We start from the raw sequence: 18175 nt of genomic DNA on the forward strand, positions 1-18175 counted from the left end.
TAGTGTCGGTCCATATATAAATCATTTATTGTTAGTTATTTACTGGAAAATTTTTGGAAAATATGCTTTAAGTGTAAGCTACCTGACAAAGCTGTTTTGAATTAGTAAACACCTTTGTGTAAGAAATAAAAACAAGAAGAAACTTATTAAATATTCATTCCGAAATGAAACGAAAATTAGAGAATCAAACAGCTATTATAACCGGATCGAGCAGTGGCATAGGTGCGGGGGTAGCCAAATCATTGGCCCGTGAAGGCGCCAATGTAGTGGTAAACTTCCCGACCGAAAACTCGCGCGAAGACGCCGAAAAAGTGCTCGCGGAAATAAAGGCCGACGGCGGTAACGGGATCACCCTGCGATGCGACGTGAGCAAGGAAGCGGACGTGAAAGCGATGTTCGACGCTACGCGGGAACAATACGGAACAGTGGATATCCTGGTAAACAATGCCGGTCTGCAAAAGGACTCGCCGTTTGAAGAAATGACCATTGACCAGTGGAATTTTGTACTTGGCGTAAACCTGACCGGTCAATTCCTGTGCGCCCGCGAAGCGATACGCGAATACCTGCGTCGTGGTATCCGACCCGATGTGTCGGTAGCTGCAGGCAAGATCATCTGCATGAGTAGTGTTCATGAGGTTATTCCATGGGCAGGTCATGCCAATTATGCGGCAAGCAAAGGTGGCATTATGCTGATGATGAAAAGTATCGCACAGGAGTTTGCCTGGAAGAAGATCAGGATCAACAGCATTTGCCCGGGAGCCATCCAAACGCCCATCAACAGGCAGGCATGGGAGACTCCGGAAGCATTAAAAGATCTTTTGACATTGATTCCTTATCAGCGTATCGGCGTGCCTGAAGATATTGGCAAGGCTGCGGTTTGGCTGGCAAGTGATGACAGCGACTACGTGAACGGAGCCTCGCTTTTTGTGGATGGCGGTATGACATTGTACCCCGGTTTCACCACGAACGGCTAAGCAATCCTAACGAATCAATTAAGAACACCGAACGGCGGTTTTTACCGCCGTATAGAAGAATATTATGTCTGAAAAAAATAGATTAACCGAACCCATGAGCAAAAAATGGGGACCCTATGTGTCTGACAGGCAATGGGGTACGGTAAGGGAAGACTATAGCGAGCATGGTACAGCGTGGGATCACACCACGCACGATATGGCGCGCAGCAAAGCCTGGCGCTGGGGCGAAGAAGGTATAGCCGGCATAAGTGATGATCAGCAGTTGCTATGCTTCGCGCTTGCCCTTTGGAATAAAAAAGACCCTATAATCAAGGAGCGGTATTTTGGCCTGAACAGCAACGAAGGCAATCATGGCGAGGATGTGAAGGAGCTGTACTATTACCTGGATTCGACGCCGACGCACTCGTATATGAAGATGCTTTATAAGTATCCTCAATCGGCCTTTCCTTATGCGGACATTGTAAATGTAAACCGGGGCCGCTCAAAATCTGAGCCTGAATTTGAACTCATAGATACGGGCGTTTTTAATGATGACCGCTTTTTTGATGTATTTGTTGAATATGCAAAGGCTGATGCAGAGGATATCCTTATCAGGATCACGGTATATAACCGGGGTGATGAGGATGCATCGCTGCATGTACTGCCAACGCTATGGTTCAGGAATACCTGGACATGGGGTTACGATACCTATAAACCATCGTTAACAGCAATAAAAAAGGGTAGTATAGCTATTAATCACGATGAGCTGCCAGGATTTGCGCTTCATTATAAAGATAATGCGCGCCTGCTTTTTTGCGACAACGAGAGCAATATGCAAAAGCTTTATAATTATTCCAACGAGGCGCCTTTTCAGAAGGATGGGGTTAATGAATTCCTGGTCAATGGTAACTCCACCGCTATTAACGATGACAATTTTGGAACTAAGGTAGCAGTGGACTATGATATTACTGTTGCAGCGCACTCTTCGCAGGTTATTTGCCTGCGGTTAGAAAATAAAAAGAACAAATCGCCATTTAAAGATTTTGACTCAGTTTTCGCGCAGCGCCTGGCTGACGCTGATGCATTCTACGCCGAGTTGCAGGGAGGGATCACTTCGGAAGATGAAAAACTGGTGCAGCGCCAGGCCTTTGCCGGCATGCTGTGGAGCAAGCAGTTTTTTTATTTTGATGTGGACAAGTGGCTCGAGGGGGATCCCTCGCAACCCAAACCTCCGGCTGGACGCAAATATGGTAGGAACCATGAATGGAAACACCTTAACAATGCCGACATTATCTCGATGCCTGATAAATGGGAGTATCCCTGGTATGCGGCATGGGATCTGGCGTTCCATTGTATCCCTTTATCAATAGTCGACAGCGATTTTGCAAAAATCAATTGCAACTTATCACCAAAGAGTGGTATATGCACCCCAACGGCCAACTGCCGGCTTACGAGTGGGCCTTTGGCGACGTCAACCCACCGGTGCACGCATGGTCGGCATGGGAAGTTTATAAAACTGATCAAAAAAATAACGGCGGCAAAGCCGATCTTGATTTTCTTGAGTCGATTTTCCACAAGTTGGTGATCAATTTTACATGGTGGGTAAACCGCAAGGATTCTGAAGGCAACAACATTTTCGAAGGCGGTTTTTTGGGTCTGGATAACATCAGTGTTTTCGATCGTAGCAATGCTCTGCCTGCCGGCGGACATATCGAGCAGTCAGATGGTACAAGCTGGATGGCGATGTATGCGCTAAACCTGATGCGTATCTCGCTCGAACTGGCCAAACATCGCAAGATATATGCGGATATGAGCACCAAGTTCTTCGAGCATTTCCTGTACATCGCCTCGGCAATGGCAGGTATGGGGGATGGTCTTTGGGACGAGGAGGACCAGTTCTTCTACGATAATCTCAAATTTTCGCATGACAATAACATAAGACTCAAGGTACGGTCGATGGTTGGTTTGATACCATTGTTTGCAGTTGAAGTGCTGGATGATGAAATTTTGACGGATCATCCCGAATTCGCCGAAAGACTCAATTGGTTCCTCGTAAACAACCCGCAACTGGCCAATTTGGTGAGCCGCTGGAGCGACAAAGGCATGGGGGATAAACACCTGCTTTCGCTGCTGCGCGGGCACCGGATGAAAAAAATATTGTTGCGGATGCTCGACGGATCCGAATTCCTTAGCGATTACGGTATACGGGCTTTGAGCAAATTCCACGAACAGAACCCTTATCATTTTTATCTCGACGGGCAGGATCTGCAAGTAGACTATACGCCGGGTGAATCGACCACGGGATTATTCGGTGGCAATAGCAACTGGCGGGGCCCCATCTGGATGCCGGTTAACTATCTTCTTATCGAGAGCCTACATAAATTTCATGCCTATTATGGGCCCGATTTTCAAGTAGAGCATCCGGTGGGCAGCGGTAACTACCTCAGTCTGGAAGATGTAGCCAACGAGCTTTCAAAACGACTGGCAAAATTGTTTCTGCGCGACGAGAGCGGCAAAAGACCATTCCTTGGTACAAACCAATACATGCAGAATAGCCCCCTGTTCAACAACTACATCTTGTTTTACGAGTATTTCCACGGCGACACAGGACGCGGCGTAGGCGCTTCACATCAAACCGGCTGGACCGGGCTTGTCGCCAAACTTTTACATCCAAAATCATAAGCACATTAACCATTTAAAATTGAATATTATGTTTAAGAAACACTTTTTTACCATTTTGATACTGTGCCTTGCAGCAGCTGCTTTTGCACAGAAGACACCCGGGACGCTGCTGAATTTGAACGGCAAAGGCGTTATCATCGATGGGTACGACCCGGTGGCTTTTTTTACCGATAATAAACCGGTAATGGGCGATCCAAAGTTTCAAACCAGTTACCAGGGCGCCATCTATTACTTTGCGAGCCAGGAGCACCTGGATGCTTTCACTACTAGCCCCGAAAAATACAAACCGCAATTTGGTGGCTATTGTGCCTACGCAGTCTCTTTGGGGCGCACGGCACCTATAGACGTTAGGACTTTTTCTATAGTGAATGATCGCCTGGTGCTGCAACACAACCAGCGTGCAGTTAACGGCTGGAACAAGGATGTACAAGGTAACCTGAGACTGGCCGATCAATACTGGCCCGCGGTAGTTGCCAACAACGGCAAACAGATTAAAACCGATGCTGAGAAGGGCTTCCTGAACAATGTGGATAAAGATGGGGTGATTCTGGAAGGCTACGACGTTGTTTCCTATTTCACAGGCGAAAAACCGCTGATGGGCAATAAGGAATTTGATGCACGCTACCAGGGCGCTACCTATTGGTTCTCGACCCCGGAAAATGCCAGCAAGTTCAAGGATAATCCTGAAAAGTATGCTCCGCAATACGGTGGTTTCTGCGGTTACGCAGTGAGCCTTGGCAAATTGCGCCCGGTTAATCCATTGATCTACCAATTATATAACGGCAAACTGATCCTTCAGCATACCCAGGATGCGTACGACCATTTTAACAAGGATCTGGACAGCAACGTGAAAAAAGCTGACGAGAACTGGCCGGTCCTGATCAAAAAGAAGGCAGGTAAGTTTAAAGGGTACGACGCGCCCGCTATGTCGCCTGATAACAAGATGATCTCCTAACCGATAAAAATCAAAAAAATGAAAAAATACCTTTTTATAATACTAAGCATTGTAGCGATGCAAATCAGTGCAAAAGCCCAGGTTATGGCAACTCATTCACTGACATTGGACGGCGCCAAAAAAGTGATCGCCGAAGCGGTGCGGTTTGCTCACGACAAGAATGCGCCCGGAGCTGCGATAGCAGTGGTAGATGCAGGCGGCAATATAATATGCGTTGAACGCCTCGACGGCACTTTCGCAGCAGCTTCCGAAGTATCTATCAGGAAAGCTAACACAGCTGCTCTTTTTAAGGCGCCTTCGTCGAAACTGGAAAACAGTATAAACGGCGGACGCGGCGCGCTGATCACAGTCGGGCACACTTTTCTGCAAGGGGGAGTTCCCATCATTTATAATGGCGAAGTTATCGGAGCTATCGGGGTAAGCGGCAGCGCGAGCGCCCAACAAGACGAGGACATAGCAGTTGCAGGCAGTAAAGTGAAAATGTAAGCCAAAGGCAACAAAGATTTAAGAAATATTGATAGTTGATTTTGAGTGATGAATTGATTACCCCGGTTTGGGCGGAAAGGGGCAGGGACCGCAATTAATGCGGACTCCCTGCCTGGTAATCAAAAAACACAGATTGGAAATAAACACCATGAAGAAGATATTAATAACGCTGGCTCTCGCACTGACCATACCGGCGGCATTCTATGCGGCTGCGCAAGAGAACAGGCAGTTGACCGTTGCCAAGCCGGATGCTATTGCTGATCTGCGCACTACCAAAGGAGCCGGGGATGTGCAGGCGAAATGGTTTGTGCGGAACGCCGCTGTAGTGAGCCAGGATTTCCGCGGGCCTGGGCCTGCGGCTGATGATCCTCTTTTGATTTATCCGACCGGGGCAGTAAACAGGACAAACAATATTAGTCCGCGAATTGGCGACAAGGATTTTGATAAGGGGTTCAAGAGTATAGCACCAACTGACCTGGAGGACCGCCAGGGCACCGGTTTGGTATCATTTGTTTGGTATAAATTAACATTAACCCTACCCGAAAAGATCGGCAATACGGCCGTAAAAGGAGGCCGTGCGGTTCTTGAGATCGTGATGGATGACTATAGCGAGATTTGGGTTAACGGCAAACAAATGCCGGGTTTCGGGCAGGTAGGCAACGGCGTAATAAGCGGCTACAATGCACCTAACCGTGTAGTGCTGACCAATGATGCAAAGCCCGGACAGATTTTCAATATAGCTATTTTGGGTGTTAACGGCGTGCTGGGAAACATTCCTTCCAACTATATATGGGTGCGCAATGCCACCATCGATTTTTATAAGCAGGCATCGGCATATCAAATGCCCGACTGGCAGAATATCGGGCAGATATACACTACTGACGATAAGCTAAGCCAGGTGATCGATAAAGATACTCATGTACAAAAGATCGCCGATGGTTTTTCGTTTACCGAGGGGCCGGTTTGGCACCCTGATGGTTACTTGCTTTTCAGTGATCCTAACTTGAATACAATCTATCGCTACGATCCTAAAAATAGCGATGTAAGCATATACCTGAGCCATAGTGGTTATACCGGGGAAGATATTGGCGAATACCATCAGCCTGGGAGCAATGGTTTGACCATTGACAAAGAAGGCCGCCTCATCATCGATCAGCATGGCAACCGGCGCGTGATACGCATCGAAAAGAAGGGCCATGTGACCATATTGGCTGATCAAATCGACGGCAAGCGCCTGAACAGCCCCAATGATATCGTGCAGAAGAGCGACGGCACGATCTACTTCACCGATCCACCTTACGGGTTACCTGATTTTTATAACGATAAACGTAAAGACCTGGATTACCAGGGCGTATTCATGATCAGGAACGGGAAGTTATCGGTAGTTGCCAAAGACTGCGGCGGGCCTAATGGGATCGCTTTCTCGCCGGATGAAAAGTACCTGTATGTGACCAACTGGGACATCCGGGATATCCATCGAACCAAAACTATCTGGCGCTACGACGTGCAAAATAATGGCACATTAGCCAACGGCAAGATATTTTTCGACTGTAACCAAACCGAAGGCGACGAAGCGCTTGACGGGATGAAAGTTGACAAGGCCGGCAATTTGTTTGTGTCGGCGCCGGGCGGCATGTGGATCATTTCGGATAAGGCTCAATTACTGGGTAAAATTATTACCCCCGAACGCCCTGCTAATATGGCCTGGGGTGATGAGGACGGCAAAACTTTATACATGACGGCTCACACGAGCCTATACAAAATACGGGTGCTGACAGGTGGCAAGTACGCATGGCAATAACCGTTAAATTGATTTAAGATGATCTCGATCAAAGAAGAACAATTAAAAGATATCAGCTACCAGGCCAGTGCCGAGTGGCTGGAAACCAATGGGCTGGGAGGGTATGCCAGCAGCACTATTGCCAACTGCCATAGCAGGCGCTACCATGGTTTGCTTGTAGCCGCCACTCAGGTGCCTACGGGGCGCACGGTGATGGTGTCGAAACTTGATGAAACCATTGTTGCCAACGGCAAAAGGACCGAATTGGGTACTAATAATTATAATGGTGTATTTGCCCCGCGGGGCTACCAGTACCTGGAAAGCTTCACGAAAGAGCTTTATCCGCAATGGACTTATCATGTTGACGACGTTGTGATAACGAAAAGCCTGCTTCAATTGCACAGGAAGAATACCACGATCATTAAGTATGAAGTGACCGAAGCTGGTTCTCAATTTCAACTACTGTTGCAGCCTTTCCTAATCGCAAGGGATTACCATTCTCTCGGGCACGTAAATCAAAGCCTGCATTGGGATGTGGATTTCAAAAACGGCATATTTCACAACAAGCCTTATGGTTCGGACTGGAATATTTATATAAGCGTTCCGGGCTCAAGCTATCGCCATCAGCCCGAATGGTATTACAATTTCCGTTACGAAGAGGAGGTAAACCGCGGCCTGGATTATAATGAGGACCTGCTTCAATATGGAGAATTCGAGGTTTCGTTAGAGAAAGGATCAAAACTTTTTGTGGTTCTGTCCACTGAAGACCCCGAAGTATTGGACGCTGAAAAAGCATTTAATGATGAGATCAACAGGAGGATAGGTCTCTTCGGATCGGGCAAACGTAATGCGACCAGGGAGCAGTTGATACTTGCTGCCGACCAATTTATAGTCAAAAGAGATATTTATTTGAACGGCAATGACACCCCTACTGAAGGCGCGACCGTTATTGCCGGTTATCACTGGTTTACCGATTGGGGCCGTGATACGATGATATCCCTGCCCGGACTTTGCATTAGTACCGGAAGATTGGATGATGCTAAGAAAATATTGCAGGCATTTGCGCATAGTGTTAGTAAAGGTATGTTGCCGAACTTTTTCAGCGATAATAACGGCACTCCCGAATTCAACAATGTGGATGGCACGCTGTGGTATTTCCTGGCGGTATACCATTATTATAATGCCAGCAAGGATAAAGATTTTGTACTGAACGAATTACTCCCGGTGTTACAGGATATTATCGAGTGGCATTACAAAGGAACGCGCTACAACATCCATGATGACCCGACCGATCACCTGCTTTTTGAAGGCGAAAAGGGCCAGCAGCTTACCTGGATGGATGCGCGTGTGGGGAATTGGGTTGTAACGCCACGTATGGGCAAGCCTGTTGAGATAGAAGCGCTGTGGTATAATGCACTTTGCATTGTAAGTGAGTTTTGCGCCCTGGCCGGAAAAAAGGATGCGAAACGATACAGCGATGAGGCACGCCTCATCAAACATAGTTTTGAGGAAAAATTTTGGTACGAAGCGGGGCAATACCTATATGATACCATAGATGAGAATAACGTTCCTGATCAAACGTTCAGGCCAAACCAGTTATTTGCGATCAGCCTGCCGTTCCCGTTGATCGGCGGTGATAAGGCAAAGATCATCCTCGAAAAAATTAAAGCGAAGCTGTATACGCCTGTTGGTTTGCGCAGCCTGGCGCCCGGCTCGGTAAACTACAATGGTTTTTACGGCGGCGATCAATGGCACCGCGATTCCAATTATCACCAGGGGGCCGTTTGGAGCTGGCTGCTCGGTCCGTACGTGGATGCTTTGGCGAAAGTAAAGACGCCAAAGACGGAACTGAAAAAAATCATCAGCGATTTCAGCTACCACTTTAAAGAGGGCGGCTTTGGTACCATCTCTGAAATATTTGATGGCGATGCGCCCCACGCACCAAAAGGTTGTATCGCCCAGGCATGGAGCGTAGGAGAACTGTTAAGAGTTATTAATACTTACAAGCTGGTATAAAATGAGTTCAGAATTAAGTCACAACTCAGCCACTAACGACCGCGCAACAGCCAGGCTTGAAGCTTTCAGCGATGGGATATTCGCTGTGGCCATAACCTTGTTGGCGCTGGATATTAGTTACCCCTTCAACGAGCATGAAACGAATGCAAGCCTCGCTAAAGGTTTACTGTTGTTATGGCCAAAATACTTCGCTTATACCAACAGTTTTGTGACTATCCTGCTAATGTGGATCGCACATCACGGCATTTTTAAGTTGATAAGGCATGTGAATGTGCAACTGATAATTGCCAACGGATTCCTGATGCTTTTGGCCGTATTAACGCCCTTTCCTACAAGAGTCCTGGGCGATTATATTGCTTCAGGCGCTTTCAAAACGGCTGCAGTTCTTTACACCGGTTTTTTTGTGCTGGTTAGCGTCGCGTTCATCACACTCTGGTTTGTGGTGAAACATGAAAGAAAAATGTTACACGATCATGTCAGCGATAATCTGGTAAGAAAAATGACAAAGATTGAGTTTACAGGCATGTTCTGCAATATTTCCATAACAGCAGTTACGGCTTTCAACCCGTGGGTGGGGCTGACCCTTAATACAGCCATGTGGATATACTGGCTGGTAAAGACAAAATAGAGGACAATTAAAAATAAAAAGAAGATGAAAAAATATGATATCGTGGTTATTGGTACAGGGATCGGGGGCAGTACCATTGCTACAAGGCTGGCCAAAAGCGGCAAAAATATCCTGATACTGGAGCGCGGCGGATTTATTCCGAAAGAGAAGGATAACTGGGATCCGCATAAAGTGATGGTGGAGGGCAAATACCGGCCCAAAGAAGAATGGTTGGATAACGACGGCAAACCTTTTAAGCCATTTATCCACTACAATGTTGGGGGTAACAGCAAGGTGTACGGTGCGGCGATGTTCCGTTTCCGGCTGTCGGATTTTGAGAAAGTCCACCATTATGGAGGCATATCGCCGGAGTGGCCGGTTAAATACGATGTTTTTGAAAAGTACTATACCGAGGCAGAAAATATTTACAGCGTGCACGGCCTTCGCGGGGCGGACCCAACGGAGCCACCTGCAGAACACCCATATCCATTGCCGCCAATACCTTACGAACCGGAGATAGTATCGCTGGCAGGTAAGATGGAACAATTAGGCTTGAGACCTTTTCCGCTGCCCATGGGTATGCAGTTTCCGCAGGACGGCAGCAAAAACCAGCCGCCTGTAATGCTTGAAAATTTCGACGGTTATCCCGATCCGACAGATTCGAAAGCTGATGGATACAGTAGTGGCCTGCGTCATGTTCTCGATTTACCTAACGTAACTTTAGTGACGCAGGCGCTGGTAACCAAGCTCGAAACCGATGAAAACGGTAAACGCATTAGCAATGTCATAGCTGATATAAACGGGGAACAGCAATCGTTTGAAGCAGATACGGTGATACTGGCGTGCGGCGCGGTGAACTCTGCCGCGTTGTTGCTTAAAAGCGCCAGCGAAAAGCACCCGCATGGCCTGGCCAATTCGAGCGGACAAGTTGGCCGAAACCTTATGTTGCACCACAACGGATGCCTGGTGGCATTCACTAAGATGAAGAACCGCACTTCGTTCCAAAAAAGCTTTGGCCTTGCGGATTTTTACCATAAAGCTGACAACAGTGCATTTCCGCTCGGTGAGATTCAATTAATGGGCAAGAACGACCCGGAAACGATCATGTCGCTTGCAAAGGATATTTATCCTGAAAAAAGCTTTGATGAGATCCGCGAAATGGCGATCGATTTTTGGTTGACCGCCGAGGATTTGCCGTCGCCGGATAATAGGGTTACCCTTACTGACGAAGGGCAGATAAAAGTTAACTACACCCGTACCAATCCCGAAGCTTTTGAGAAACTGAAGCATAAACTAAAGGAGGTTTTTGAACGGCTGGGCGAGATAGACCCAGATTTTAAAGATACTGTATGGAACGGGTACGACCTTGATATCAGCGGAATGAGCCACCAGAACGGAACGCTCCGCTTCGGGACTGACCCCAAAACTTCGGTACTGGATGTGAACTGCAAGGCACATGATGTGGATAATCTATATGTCGTGGATGCCAGCTTTTTCCCAAGCTGCGGGGCGTTCAACCCGTCGTTAACTATTGCGGCTAATGCGCTGCGCGTTTCTGAACACCTGATCAATACGCTTTAAAGTGAAACTGAAACTCTATATCATGGAAGCTGTGGGGCTGGCCATATTTATGGCATCGGCCTGCTTTTTCTCGGCAATGTTCGACAGTCCGCATTCGGCATGGCACTATGCTATATCCAATGCAATGCTGCGTCACGTCATCAACGGTTTTGCTATGGGGCTGACTGCTCTGCTGATATTTTATTCACCAATAACAGCTCCCTCGGGCTCACATATCAACCCTGCGGTTACGCTTGCATTTCTTAGGGTGAATCGCATCAATCAGACCGACGCAGTCTGTTACATTGTTTTTCAGATAGCAGGTGGTACGCTAATGGTTTACCTGATGGCCTGGCTGTTGGGAAACGCGCTTACAGCTTCGCCGGTCGATTATGTTGTAACACGTCCTGGCGGCAGCGAAATGAATGCATTCATTGCCGAGTTTATCATGGGTTTCATCATGATGACCATGGTGCTCAACGTTTCGTCAAGCCACAAGTATGGCAAATACACCCGCATAATCGCTGCTTGTTTCGTCACCACTTACGTGATTGTAGGTGGACCGGTTTCCGGTTTCGGGATGAACCCGGCGCGTAGCCTGGCCAGCGCCATCCCTTCAGGTATATATACCTCGTTCTGGATATATATCATCATTCCCATTGTAAGTATGCTGGCCGCAGCGGAACTATTCCTTTATCAAACCAAACGCAAATTGAACATGAAAAGATCTTTTAAATATCACTGGTTGATTCTCATTGTGCCCGCGCTGTTTTTTTCAACCGCAGGCTTTGGCCAGGCTAAACGAGTAGAAGCTGTCGGTATGACGGTGGAGAATATGGAACGGTCAGTAAATTTTTATAACAAAGTACTGGCTTTTGAGAAAATAAGCGAAAACAGATCAGAGGTCAATGCTGAAGGCTCATATACCCGCACGGTAAGGATGAAGCTTGGCGACGAGATGATCGAGCTCACCGAATACAATCCGTCAGCAGGCAGGCCCGTCCCTGCGGATATGAAAAGTAACGACGTCTATTTTCAGCACATCGCCATCGTGGTTAGCGACATGGACAAAGCCTATGCTGTCCTCAAAAAGAACATGGCAAGCCAGATCAGCAAGATGCCGGAAACTATTCCGTTATCAAACGCTGCTGCAGCTGGGATAAGGGCCTTTTACTTTCATGATCCTGATCATCACGATCTCGAACTGATCTACTTCCCGCAGGGAAAAGGGCAGCCGAAATGGCAAAATACCAATGGTAAATTGTTTTTAGGTATCGACCATACTGCCATTGGTATCACCAGCACAGAAAAAAGCCTGAATTTTTACAAAAACCTGTTAGGTTTTGACCGAAAAGGCGACAGTTGGAATAAGGGGATGGAGCAGATGGACTTAAGCAATGTAAAGGGTGCCAGCTTACATATTACAGGTTTGCGTGCAGAGGGCGGTCCGGGAGTTGAGTTTTTGCAATACTTGGTGCCCGGTCCTGGCAAACCTTTCCCAAAGGATACAAAGGTGAATGACATCTGGTACTGGCAAATAACGGTGGTTGCCGATAAGATCGGCAACCTGTACAAAAAACTGGATGACGCTCATTCCCATTTTATAAAACGAATAGTGGCCGGTGACAAGGGGATGAAGTACTTCATCGTAAAGGACCCGGACGGCCATGCTTTAAGAATAACCGAGTAAACGAACTAAAGGGTTAACAAAATGATTTTCACTATGGAACTGATGGATGAAATGCTGACAGAAGTTAGGGTACCCGAATATAAAGTGATCGATTTTATGTGTAATGTGACGTTTTTGAAAAATAAATATTCGACGATATTAACTTCTGACTGGGATGGAAATGTGGAGCGTGGCTATGCATTGCCGCCATTGACGACCACGCGCAACAACAAAAAGATCATGTTTACGCGGGATGAAAAGACTGGCGGATCATGGTTTGCGGCAAGCGAAGAAGGGCATGTGGCTGTGATGATCCACCAGGAATCGGACTTGACCCGGAAAGAAAATAAATTGAAAAGCAGCAGCCTGCTTTTGCTGGATATTGTTTGCTCGGATTTCCCGATAAGCTTTTTTACTGAATACGACTTACGGTATTTCGAGCCGTTTTCACTGATCCTTTATGCAGGCGATAAGCTTTACGATATGACCTGGGATAACGGAGAGAAAACAATACTCGACCTTGAGATAAGTGAAGAACATATCTGGTCGTCGATGCCTGCTTATTACAGGCACTACTCGACCGGGAAGAAGGAGGAGTTTAAAAATTTCCTGGTGAAGAAACCTAAGCCTTATGCTTCGGCTATCCGGACATTCCACAAAGAGCTATGCCAGGCGCCAAGTGTAACGCAAGCCGTGGTTATGCACAATAGCGTTATGTTTTATCACACAGATGTGCTGGAGGACAAGTTTTATATTTCGTCGCTGCCATTAAAGAACAGGCCATTTTTGCTCAACGATTAATATGGCGGGACGAATCAAAAAGCGATGGTTTTTCTGGCTGATTATCCCTGCATGGATGATCTGTTCCCAATCGTGTTTTCAGATGAGGGAGGCCGACAGGGATGCTGAAAAGGAATTTAGCCAAAGAGGTATCACCGCTTCTTTTTGCCGTCTGACCGTCGACAATATCCCCTTGCATTACGTTAAAACCGGCAATGAAAAATTTCCGACACTGTTCATAATCCATGGTTCGCCGGGCAGCTGGAGCGCCTACAAAAGATACCTGATGGATACCAGTTTGCTCAAATACTTCAGGGTAATTGCTATCGATCGCCCTGGTTTTGGCTATAGTGATTTCGGCAGAGCATTTCACCTTGATGAGCAATCCTATCTTATCTACAAGATCATAGAGCATGAAGCCAATGGCAGGCCGCTTCACCTGGTAGGCCATAGCCTGGGCGGGCCTATTATAGTTAAGCTGGCACAGGAACATCCCCAGGCTTACGCATCGCTTACTGTCCTTGCAGGATCGATCTCGCCTTACGAGGAGCCAAAGGAAAGCTGGCGAGGAATTTTTGTTGACACTCCGCTGGAGTTCCTGATCCCGGGGGCATTCAGAACTTGCAATACTGAAATATACTATTACAAAAAGGACCTGTTTACGATGGACGCTCATTACAACGAACTGACCATGCCGGTAACTTTTATCCATGGTGATAAAGACCCGCTTGTTACCGTGAGGAATGTAACCTATGGCCAACAAAAACTTGCAGGCAACAAAAACGTGAAAACGATCATCATACCGGGGGCAAACCACTTTATTCCCTGGGAACATTTCGATATCATACAAAAGCATTTATTAACCCTAAAAACTCAAGAGAAATGATGGCGATATACATCTTATACCTGTACCTGGCAACTGGCCTGGTATCGACCTTGTGGCTGTTATTTATCAGGCACACATATTGGAATTCAGGAATAGCCACGGGTGTTAAATTTATCATTCTGCCGGGCTGCGTTGTCCTGTGGCCGGTTGTTCTTTTTAAATCGCTGAGGTCATGATAGCCAAATACCGCAAAAGACATTTGATAGCCTGGCTGCTGATAGCTGTGGTCATCACAACGTTAACCATCGTGGCATATGTTAGTATTCCATACCTGCCGCATTAAATTTTACAGACATGAGCACCTCATACGTACCGGTTTTATGGAACCCATTTAAAAAGAAATACGATCGTTTCCTTTGGTCGTTCATTGCTATTTACCTGGCTTCGTTTATTTTGCTAAGCAAGCTGCTTTTTCCGCAGCTCATAGCAATGACCATCGTGATAAGAGCATTTGGTACGCTGGCCATTATTCTTTTACACGTCATACTCATCATTGGCCCGCTTTGCAGACTGCAGCCCTGGCTTTTGCCGTTACTATACAATCGCAGGCATCTTGGAGTTACTATGTTTTGTGTGGCGTCCGTACATGCTGTCCTGAGCCTGGTTTGGTTTCATTCGGGTGGAATGCTGCACCCGCTGGTTTCGCTTTTCGCGGGCAATACGCATTATAATTCACTGCGGTTTTTTCCTTTTCAGACACTCGGGTTCACTGCTTACATCATATTCATGATCATGGCATTTACAAGCCACGATTTCTGGCTAAATTTTCTCTCGCCAAAAACCTGGAAAGCGATGCACATGATGGTATACCTGGCTTATGCACTCATCATCATGCATGTGATGCTTGGAATTATCCAACTGGAGAGCAGCCCGCTGATATTTTTAATGCTGATAACAGGTTTGCTCACTGTTGCCACTTTGCACATTCTTGCGGGCATTAAGGAGTGGAAATTTGATTGCAGGCAACGGACCATAGAAGATAGAGAATGGGTTTACGTATGCGAGGCAGGCGATATTGAAGATAGCCGGGCCAAAATGGCTATTGTAAATAATGAAAGAGTTGCCGTTTTTAAGTACGGTAATAAATTGAGTGCTGTACATAACGTTTGTAAGCATCAGAACGGCCCGTTAGGCGAGGGGAAGATTGTCGATGGTTGTATTACCTGTCCCTGGCATGGCTATCAATACCAGCCCGGCGATGGTTGCGCACCACCGCCATTCACCGAGAAACTTGCCACTTACCGATTGAAGTTAAAAGGCAATTCGGTATACGTTAACGTGAATGCTTTGCCTGAAGGAACCTCCGTTGAACCCGCAACGATCGGTGAGCAAAAGGCGACTGACCCGACTTCCTTTTTCATTGGTTGGAGCGATCAAAACCCAATTGCTATTATCAAATTTGTTAAAAGAGCAGCACTGGGCTTATGCGCGGTTGCATTGCTGGTTGCCGTTGGTTTTACTACAAGGCTGACACACGTGGCTAAGTCATCCTTTGATTACGAAGACCTCAAAACGATCCAGGGACAGTTGGTATCTTATCCATTCCCTGCTATAAGAACTATTGCCGGGAAGGGCCAAAGCGGGCAAACGATTATTAAAACTTATCCCCTGGTAAACGATTCCAAGTTTGGTGCAAACGGAGTGGTCGATTCTGTTATGAAGCATTTTAATACAGATCATTATTTAACCTCAATTAACGGGGCTGTTATTCAGCGTAATGACGTCACGGCGATGGAGTTAAGTAAAGGGGAGCTTTCAGTTAAAGTATCAGACAAAAACAATAATCTGCCTGCTGCCGAATTAAAGAAATTGGCGGACACGTCGATCCTAGGCGAAATAATCGATCCGAAATGCTACCTCGGTGCGATGAATCCGGGCGAAGGCAAACCGCACCGTGCCTGCGCCATTTTATGCATCAGTGGTGGCATCATGCCCATCCTTACTTTTAAAGATGAAAAAGGTGAAATGCGATACGCCATTCTGCAGGGACCCCGGGGAGAAAAAATTAACAACCAGGTGCTAAACTATGTTGCTGAGCCTGTGAAGATAACCGGCATATTGTATCGCTATGATAACTGGTATGTCTTTTATACTGACCCCGCAAATCAAATACATCCGCTATTTAATTAAAGAGTATGACACTGGAACATGTAGCAGTTTGGACAACTGACCTTTAAAAGTGGAAAGATTTTTATACAAAATGCTTTGAAGGAACGTCCAACGAAAAGTGCACCAACACCAAACTTGTTCGATATTTGCATTATAATCGACCCTCTTTTGTCATTAAAACTTTGATTTTCAGTCAAGATCAAATCTTTTTTAGCCTTAATTAAAACAGGTGGCCAATACACGGCTTGTATTCAGTTTATAGGTGTAAGTCTTACTAACGCAGCTCCATGTTTATTAATTGTTTTGGAGTAGTTTGTTTTATAAATCCCAATATTTTGTTTTTTCCAGAGATCCCTTACCCTGACCTTTCCTTTAAAACCTATTGATGAAAAGTCAATAGCTACATCCCGAGCGCTCTCTCCTATGTTAAACAGGGCGACATAAATATCCTTACTTCCAGGTATATGAGAATACCAAACCATGATGCTATCGGTTTTATACAATTGATGTGGAGCTGTGCCATGCTGATTCACAGCCAGTACTTCATCGTTGGTAAATAATGCTTTTTCAATGGCCCGATTTTCAGGAAGATTCCCCCCGATCATTAAAGGCGACCGGAAAATACACCAGAACGTCATGTGTGTATACAATTCATCATTCGTAAACCGACTGTACCGCTCGTTACCTACAGGCCCCCGTTTTGATAATTTGCCAATCTGCAGCATATCGCAATCTGGCCAGTGTCCATTACCCCCGAAACCTTCCCATTGTTTGGCATAATCAAACATGTGCAATATCTCTTTCCAATTATCCCAAAAATCATCTGCCATGCGCCACATGTTTGCATTTTGTTTTACATGTTCAGCCTCATTTACCGGGGTTTCCCCAGGGGAGATGCTTAGTATTATCGGTCTGCCACATTGCTCAATAGCCTTGCGGTATCCCTCTATTTCCTTTTTGTGATAAGGCCGGGCAATGTCATCTACTTTAATGAAATCTACCCCCCATGAGGCATACAGTTTTAGTAATGAATTTAAATAATCCTGTGCACCCTGCTTATCCATATTTAAACCATACATATGGTTTAACCAATCGCATTTGGAGGTGGTATCAGCTATCATATTGGCGGTGATACCAGTGGCGCCCAAAACCGGTGATTTGGCCCATACCGCCTGGCGCGGAATACCGCGCATTACATGTATCCCAAATTTTAAACCCAGTTTGTGAATATAGGCTGAAAGCGGTTTGAATCCTTGTCCGCCAAATGCTGATGGGAATTTAGTGGGCTGAGGCAATAACCTGCCCCACTTATCCATGGTTAACCATGGAACAAATGAACCATCCTGCAGGTTCTTTTGAAAAGGATTGCCAATATTACTGCCGGGAGGATTATCGTATGACCATAAAAAATCCACAACGACGTAATTCCAACCGTGGGCTTTTAGGTATTTGGCCATATAATTGGCATTGGCCTTAACCTCATTTTCATGCACGGCCGAGCCAAAGCAGTTATAACTGTTCCAACCCATGGGCGGGGCTGAGTCAATGTCGCTTTTTTGCGCATAAACATTAGTCCAACATGCGCAGAAGGCTAATAGCAGATATAGAATTTTCATTTTCATCTATTTTGGCAGAATTGATTAATACAACGTAAACTGGTTGGAACTGTAATCCGGTCCCAACCCAAACATA

Annotated in this window: 15 protein-coding genes; 14 read left to right on the forward strand and 1 reads right to left on the reverse strand. The window is 46.3% G+C overall.

All coding sequences use genetic code 11. The features are described from left to right. Window positions 1-164 precede the first annotated feature (164 nt). From FRZ54_RS16200 to FRZ54_RS16260, 14 genes are all read left to right on the forward strand, one after another. Window positions 165-974 (forward strand): SDR family oxidoreductase, encoded by an 810-nt coding sequence (locus tag FRZ54_RS16200; RefSeq protein WP_147032625.1) that lies wholly within the window; start codon window positions 165-167, stop codon window positions 972-974. 64 nt (window positions 975-1038) lie between these two features. After that, the gene (locus FRZ54_RS24765; RefSeq protein WP_228462513.1) at window positions 1039-2538 is read left to right on the forward strand and encodes a hypothetical protein; all 1500 of its coding nucleotides are present in this window, start codon (window positions 1039-1041) and stop codon (window positions 2536-2538) included. Beyond that, complete coding sequence (locus tag FRZ54_RS24770; RefSeq protein WP_394348422.1) at window positions 2436-3635, forward strand: MGH1-like glycoside hydrolase domain-containing protein; 1200 nt, start codon at window positions 2436-2438, stop codon at window positions 3633-3635. The genes FRZ54_RS24765 and FRZ54_RS24770 overlap by 103 nt, the downstream gene beginning before the upstream one ends. A gap of 28 nt (window positions 3636-3663) precedes the next feature. Next, entirely contained in the window at window positions 3664-4590 is a 927-nt protein-coding gene (locus FRZ54_RS16210; protein WP_147032626.1) for a YHS domain-containing (seleno)protein, read from the forward strand. Window positions 4591-4608: 18 nt separating this feature from the next. Beyond that, window positions 4609-5076: a GlcG/HbpS family heme-binding protein gene (locus FRZ54_RS16215; RefSeq protein WP_147032627.1), complete on the forward strand. Its 468-nt coding sequence runs from the start codon at window positions 4609-4611 to the stop codon at window positions 5074-5076. Between the two features lie 148 nt (window positions 5077-5224). After that, the gene (locus tag FRZ54_RS16220; RefSeq protein WP_147032628.1) at window positions 5225-6877 is read left to right on the forward strand and encodes an SMP-30/gluconolactonase/LRE family protein; all 1653 of its coding nucleotides are present in this window, start codon (window positions 5225-5227) and stop codon (window positions 6875-6877) included. 18 nt (window positions 6878-6895) lie between these two features. Further along, a complete protein-coding gene (locus FRZ54_RS16225; RefSeq protein ID WP_147032629.1) occupies window positions 6896-8872 on the forward strand; it encodes an amylo-alpha-1,6-glucosidase in 1977 nt (658 codons plus the stop codon). 1 nt (window position 8873) lies between these two features. Then, window positions 8874-9500: a TMEM175 family protein gene (locus tag FRZ54_RS16230; protein ID WP_147032630.1), complete on the forward strand. Its 627-nt coding sequence runs from the start codon at window positions 8874-8876 to the stop codon at window positions 9498-9500. 24 nt (window positions 9501-9524) lie between these two features. After that, entirely contained in the window at window positions 9525-11060 is a 1536-nt protein-coding gene (locus tag FRZ54_RS16235; RefSeq protein WP_147032631.1) for a GMC oxidoreductase, read from the forward strand. 1 nt (window position 11061) lies between these two features. Further along, window positions 11062-12729, forward strand: coding sequence for an aquaporin (locus FRZ54_RS16240; protein ID WP_147032632.1), 1668 nt, complete (start codon window positions 11062-11064; stop codon window positions 12727-12729). 21 nt (window positions 12730-12750) lie between these two features. Next, entirely contained in the window at window positions 12751-13509 is a 759-nt protein-coding gene (locus FRZ54_RS16245; RefSeq protein ID WP_147032633.1) for an NRDE family protein, read from the forward strand. Between the two features lies 1 nt (window position 13510). Further along, entirely contained in the window at window positions 13511-14374 is an 864-nt protein-coding gene (locus FRZ54_RS16250) for an alpha/beta fold hydrolase (RefSeq protein WP_147032634.1), read from the forward strand. Next, window positions 14371-14550, forward strand: a complete 180-nt coding sequence (locus FRZ54_RS16255) for a hypothetical protein (protein WP_147032635.1) — start codon at window positions 14371-14373, stop codon at window positions 14548-14550. The genes FRZ54_RS16250 and FRZ54_RS16255 overlap by 4 nt, the downstream gene beginning before the upstream one ends. A 118-nt stretch (window positions 14551-14668) precedes the next feature. Beyond that, window positions 14669-16504, forward strand: a complete 1836-nt coding sequence (locus FRZ54_RS16260; protein WP_147032636.1) for a Rieske 2Fe-2S domain-containing protein — start codon at window positions 14669-14671, stop codon at window positions 16502-16504. Window positions 16505-16734: 230 nt separating this feature from the next. On the opposite strand, the gene FRZ54_RS16265 is transcribed toward FRZ54_RS16260, so the two are convergent. Then, window positions 16735-18012, reverse strand: a complete 1278-nt coding sequence (locus FRZ54_RS16265; RefSeq protein WP_228462515.1) for a glycoside hydrolase family 27 protein — start codon at window positions 18010-18012, stop codon at window positions 16735-16737. Window positions 18013-18175 lie beyond the last annotated feature (163 nt).

This window comes from Mucilaginibacter ginsenosidivorans (assembly GCF_007971025.1).
Taxonomy (GTDB): domain Bacteria; phylum Bacteroidota; class Bacteroidia; order Sphingobacteriales; family Sphingobacteriaceae; genus Mucilaginibacter; species Mucilaginibacter ginsenosidivorans.

What these genes read in the sequence shown, in the direction of transcription:
- FRZ54_RS16220 (WP_147032628.1), top strand. Translation starts at nt 5,225, where the DNA reads ATGAAGAAGATATTAATAACGCTGGCTCTCGCACTGACCATACCGGCG.
- FRZ54_RS16250 (WP_147032634.1), top strand. Translation starts at nt 13,511, where the DNA reads ATGGCGGGACGAATCAAAAAGCGATGGTTTTTCTGGCTGATTATCCCT.
- FRZ54_RS16245 (WP_147032633.1), top strand. Translation starts at nt 12,751, where the DNA reads ATGATTTTCACTATGGAACTGATGGATGAAATGCTGACAGAAGTTAGG.
- FRZ54_RS16255 (WP_147032635.1), top strand. Translation starts at nt 14,371, where the DNA reads ATGATGGCGATATACATCTTATACCTGTACCTGGCAACTGGCCTGGTA.
- FRZ54_RS16230 (WP_147032630.1), top strand. Translation starts at nt 8,874, where the DNA reads ATGAGTTCAGAATTAAGTCACAACTCAGCCACTAACGACCGCGCAACA.
- FRZ54_RS16210 (WP_147032626.1), top strand. Translation starts at nt 3,664, where the DNA reads ATGTTTAAGAAACACTTTTTTACCATTTTGATACTGTGCCTTGCAGCA.
- FRZ54_RS16235 (WP_147032631.1), top strand. Translation starts at nt 9,525, where the DNA reads ATGAAAAAATATGATATCGTGGTTATTGGTACAGGGATCGGGGGCAGT.
- FRZ54_RS16200 (WP_147032625.1), top strand. Translation starts at nt 165, where the DNA reads ATGAAACGAAAATTAGAGAATCAAACAGCTATTATAACCGGATCGAGC.
- FRZ54_RS24765 (WP_228462513.1), top strand. Translation starts at nt 1,039, where the DNA reads ATGTCTGAAAAAAATAGATTAACCGAACCCATGAGCAAAAAATGGGGA.
- FRZ54_RS16215 (WP_147032627.1), top strand. Translation starts at nt 4,609, where the DNA reads ATGAAAAAATACCTTTTTATAATACTAAGCATTGTAGCGATGCAAATC.
- FRZ54_RS16225 (WP_147032629.1), top strand. Translation starts at nt 6,896, where the DNA reads ATGATCTCGATCAAAGAAGAACAATTAAAAGATATCAGCTACCAGGCC.
- FRZ54_RS16260 (WP_147032636.1), top strand. Translation starts at nt 14,669, where the DNA reads ATGAGCACCTCATACGTACCGGTTTTATGGAACCCATTTAAAAAGAAA.
- FRZ54_RS16265 (WP_228462515.1), bottom strand. Translation starts at nt 18,012, where the DNA reads ATGGGTTGGAACAGTTATAACTGCTTTGGCTCGGCCGTGCATGAAAAT.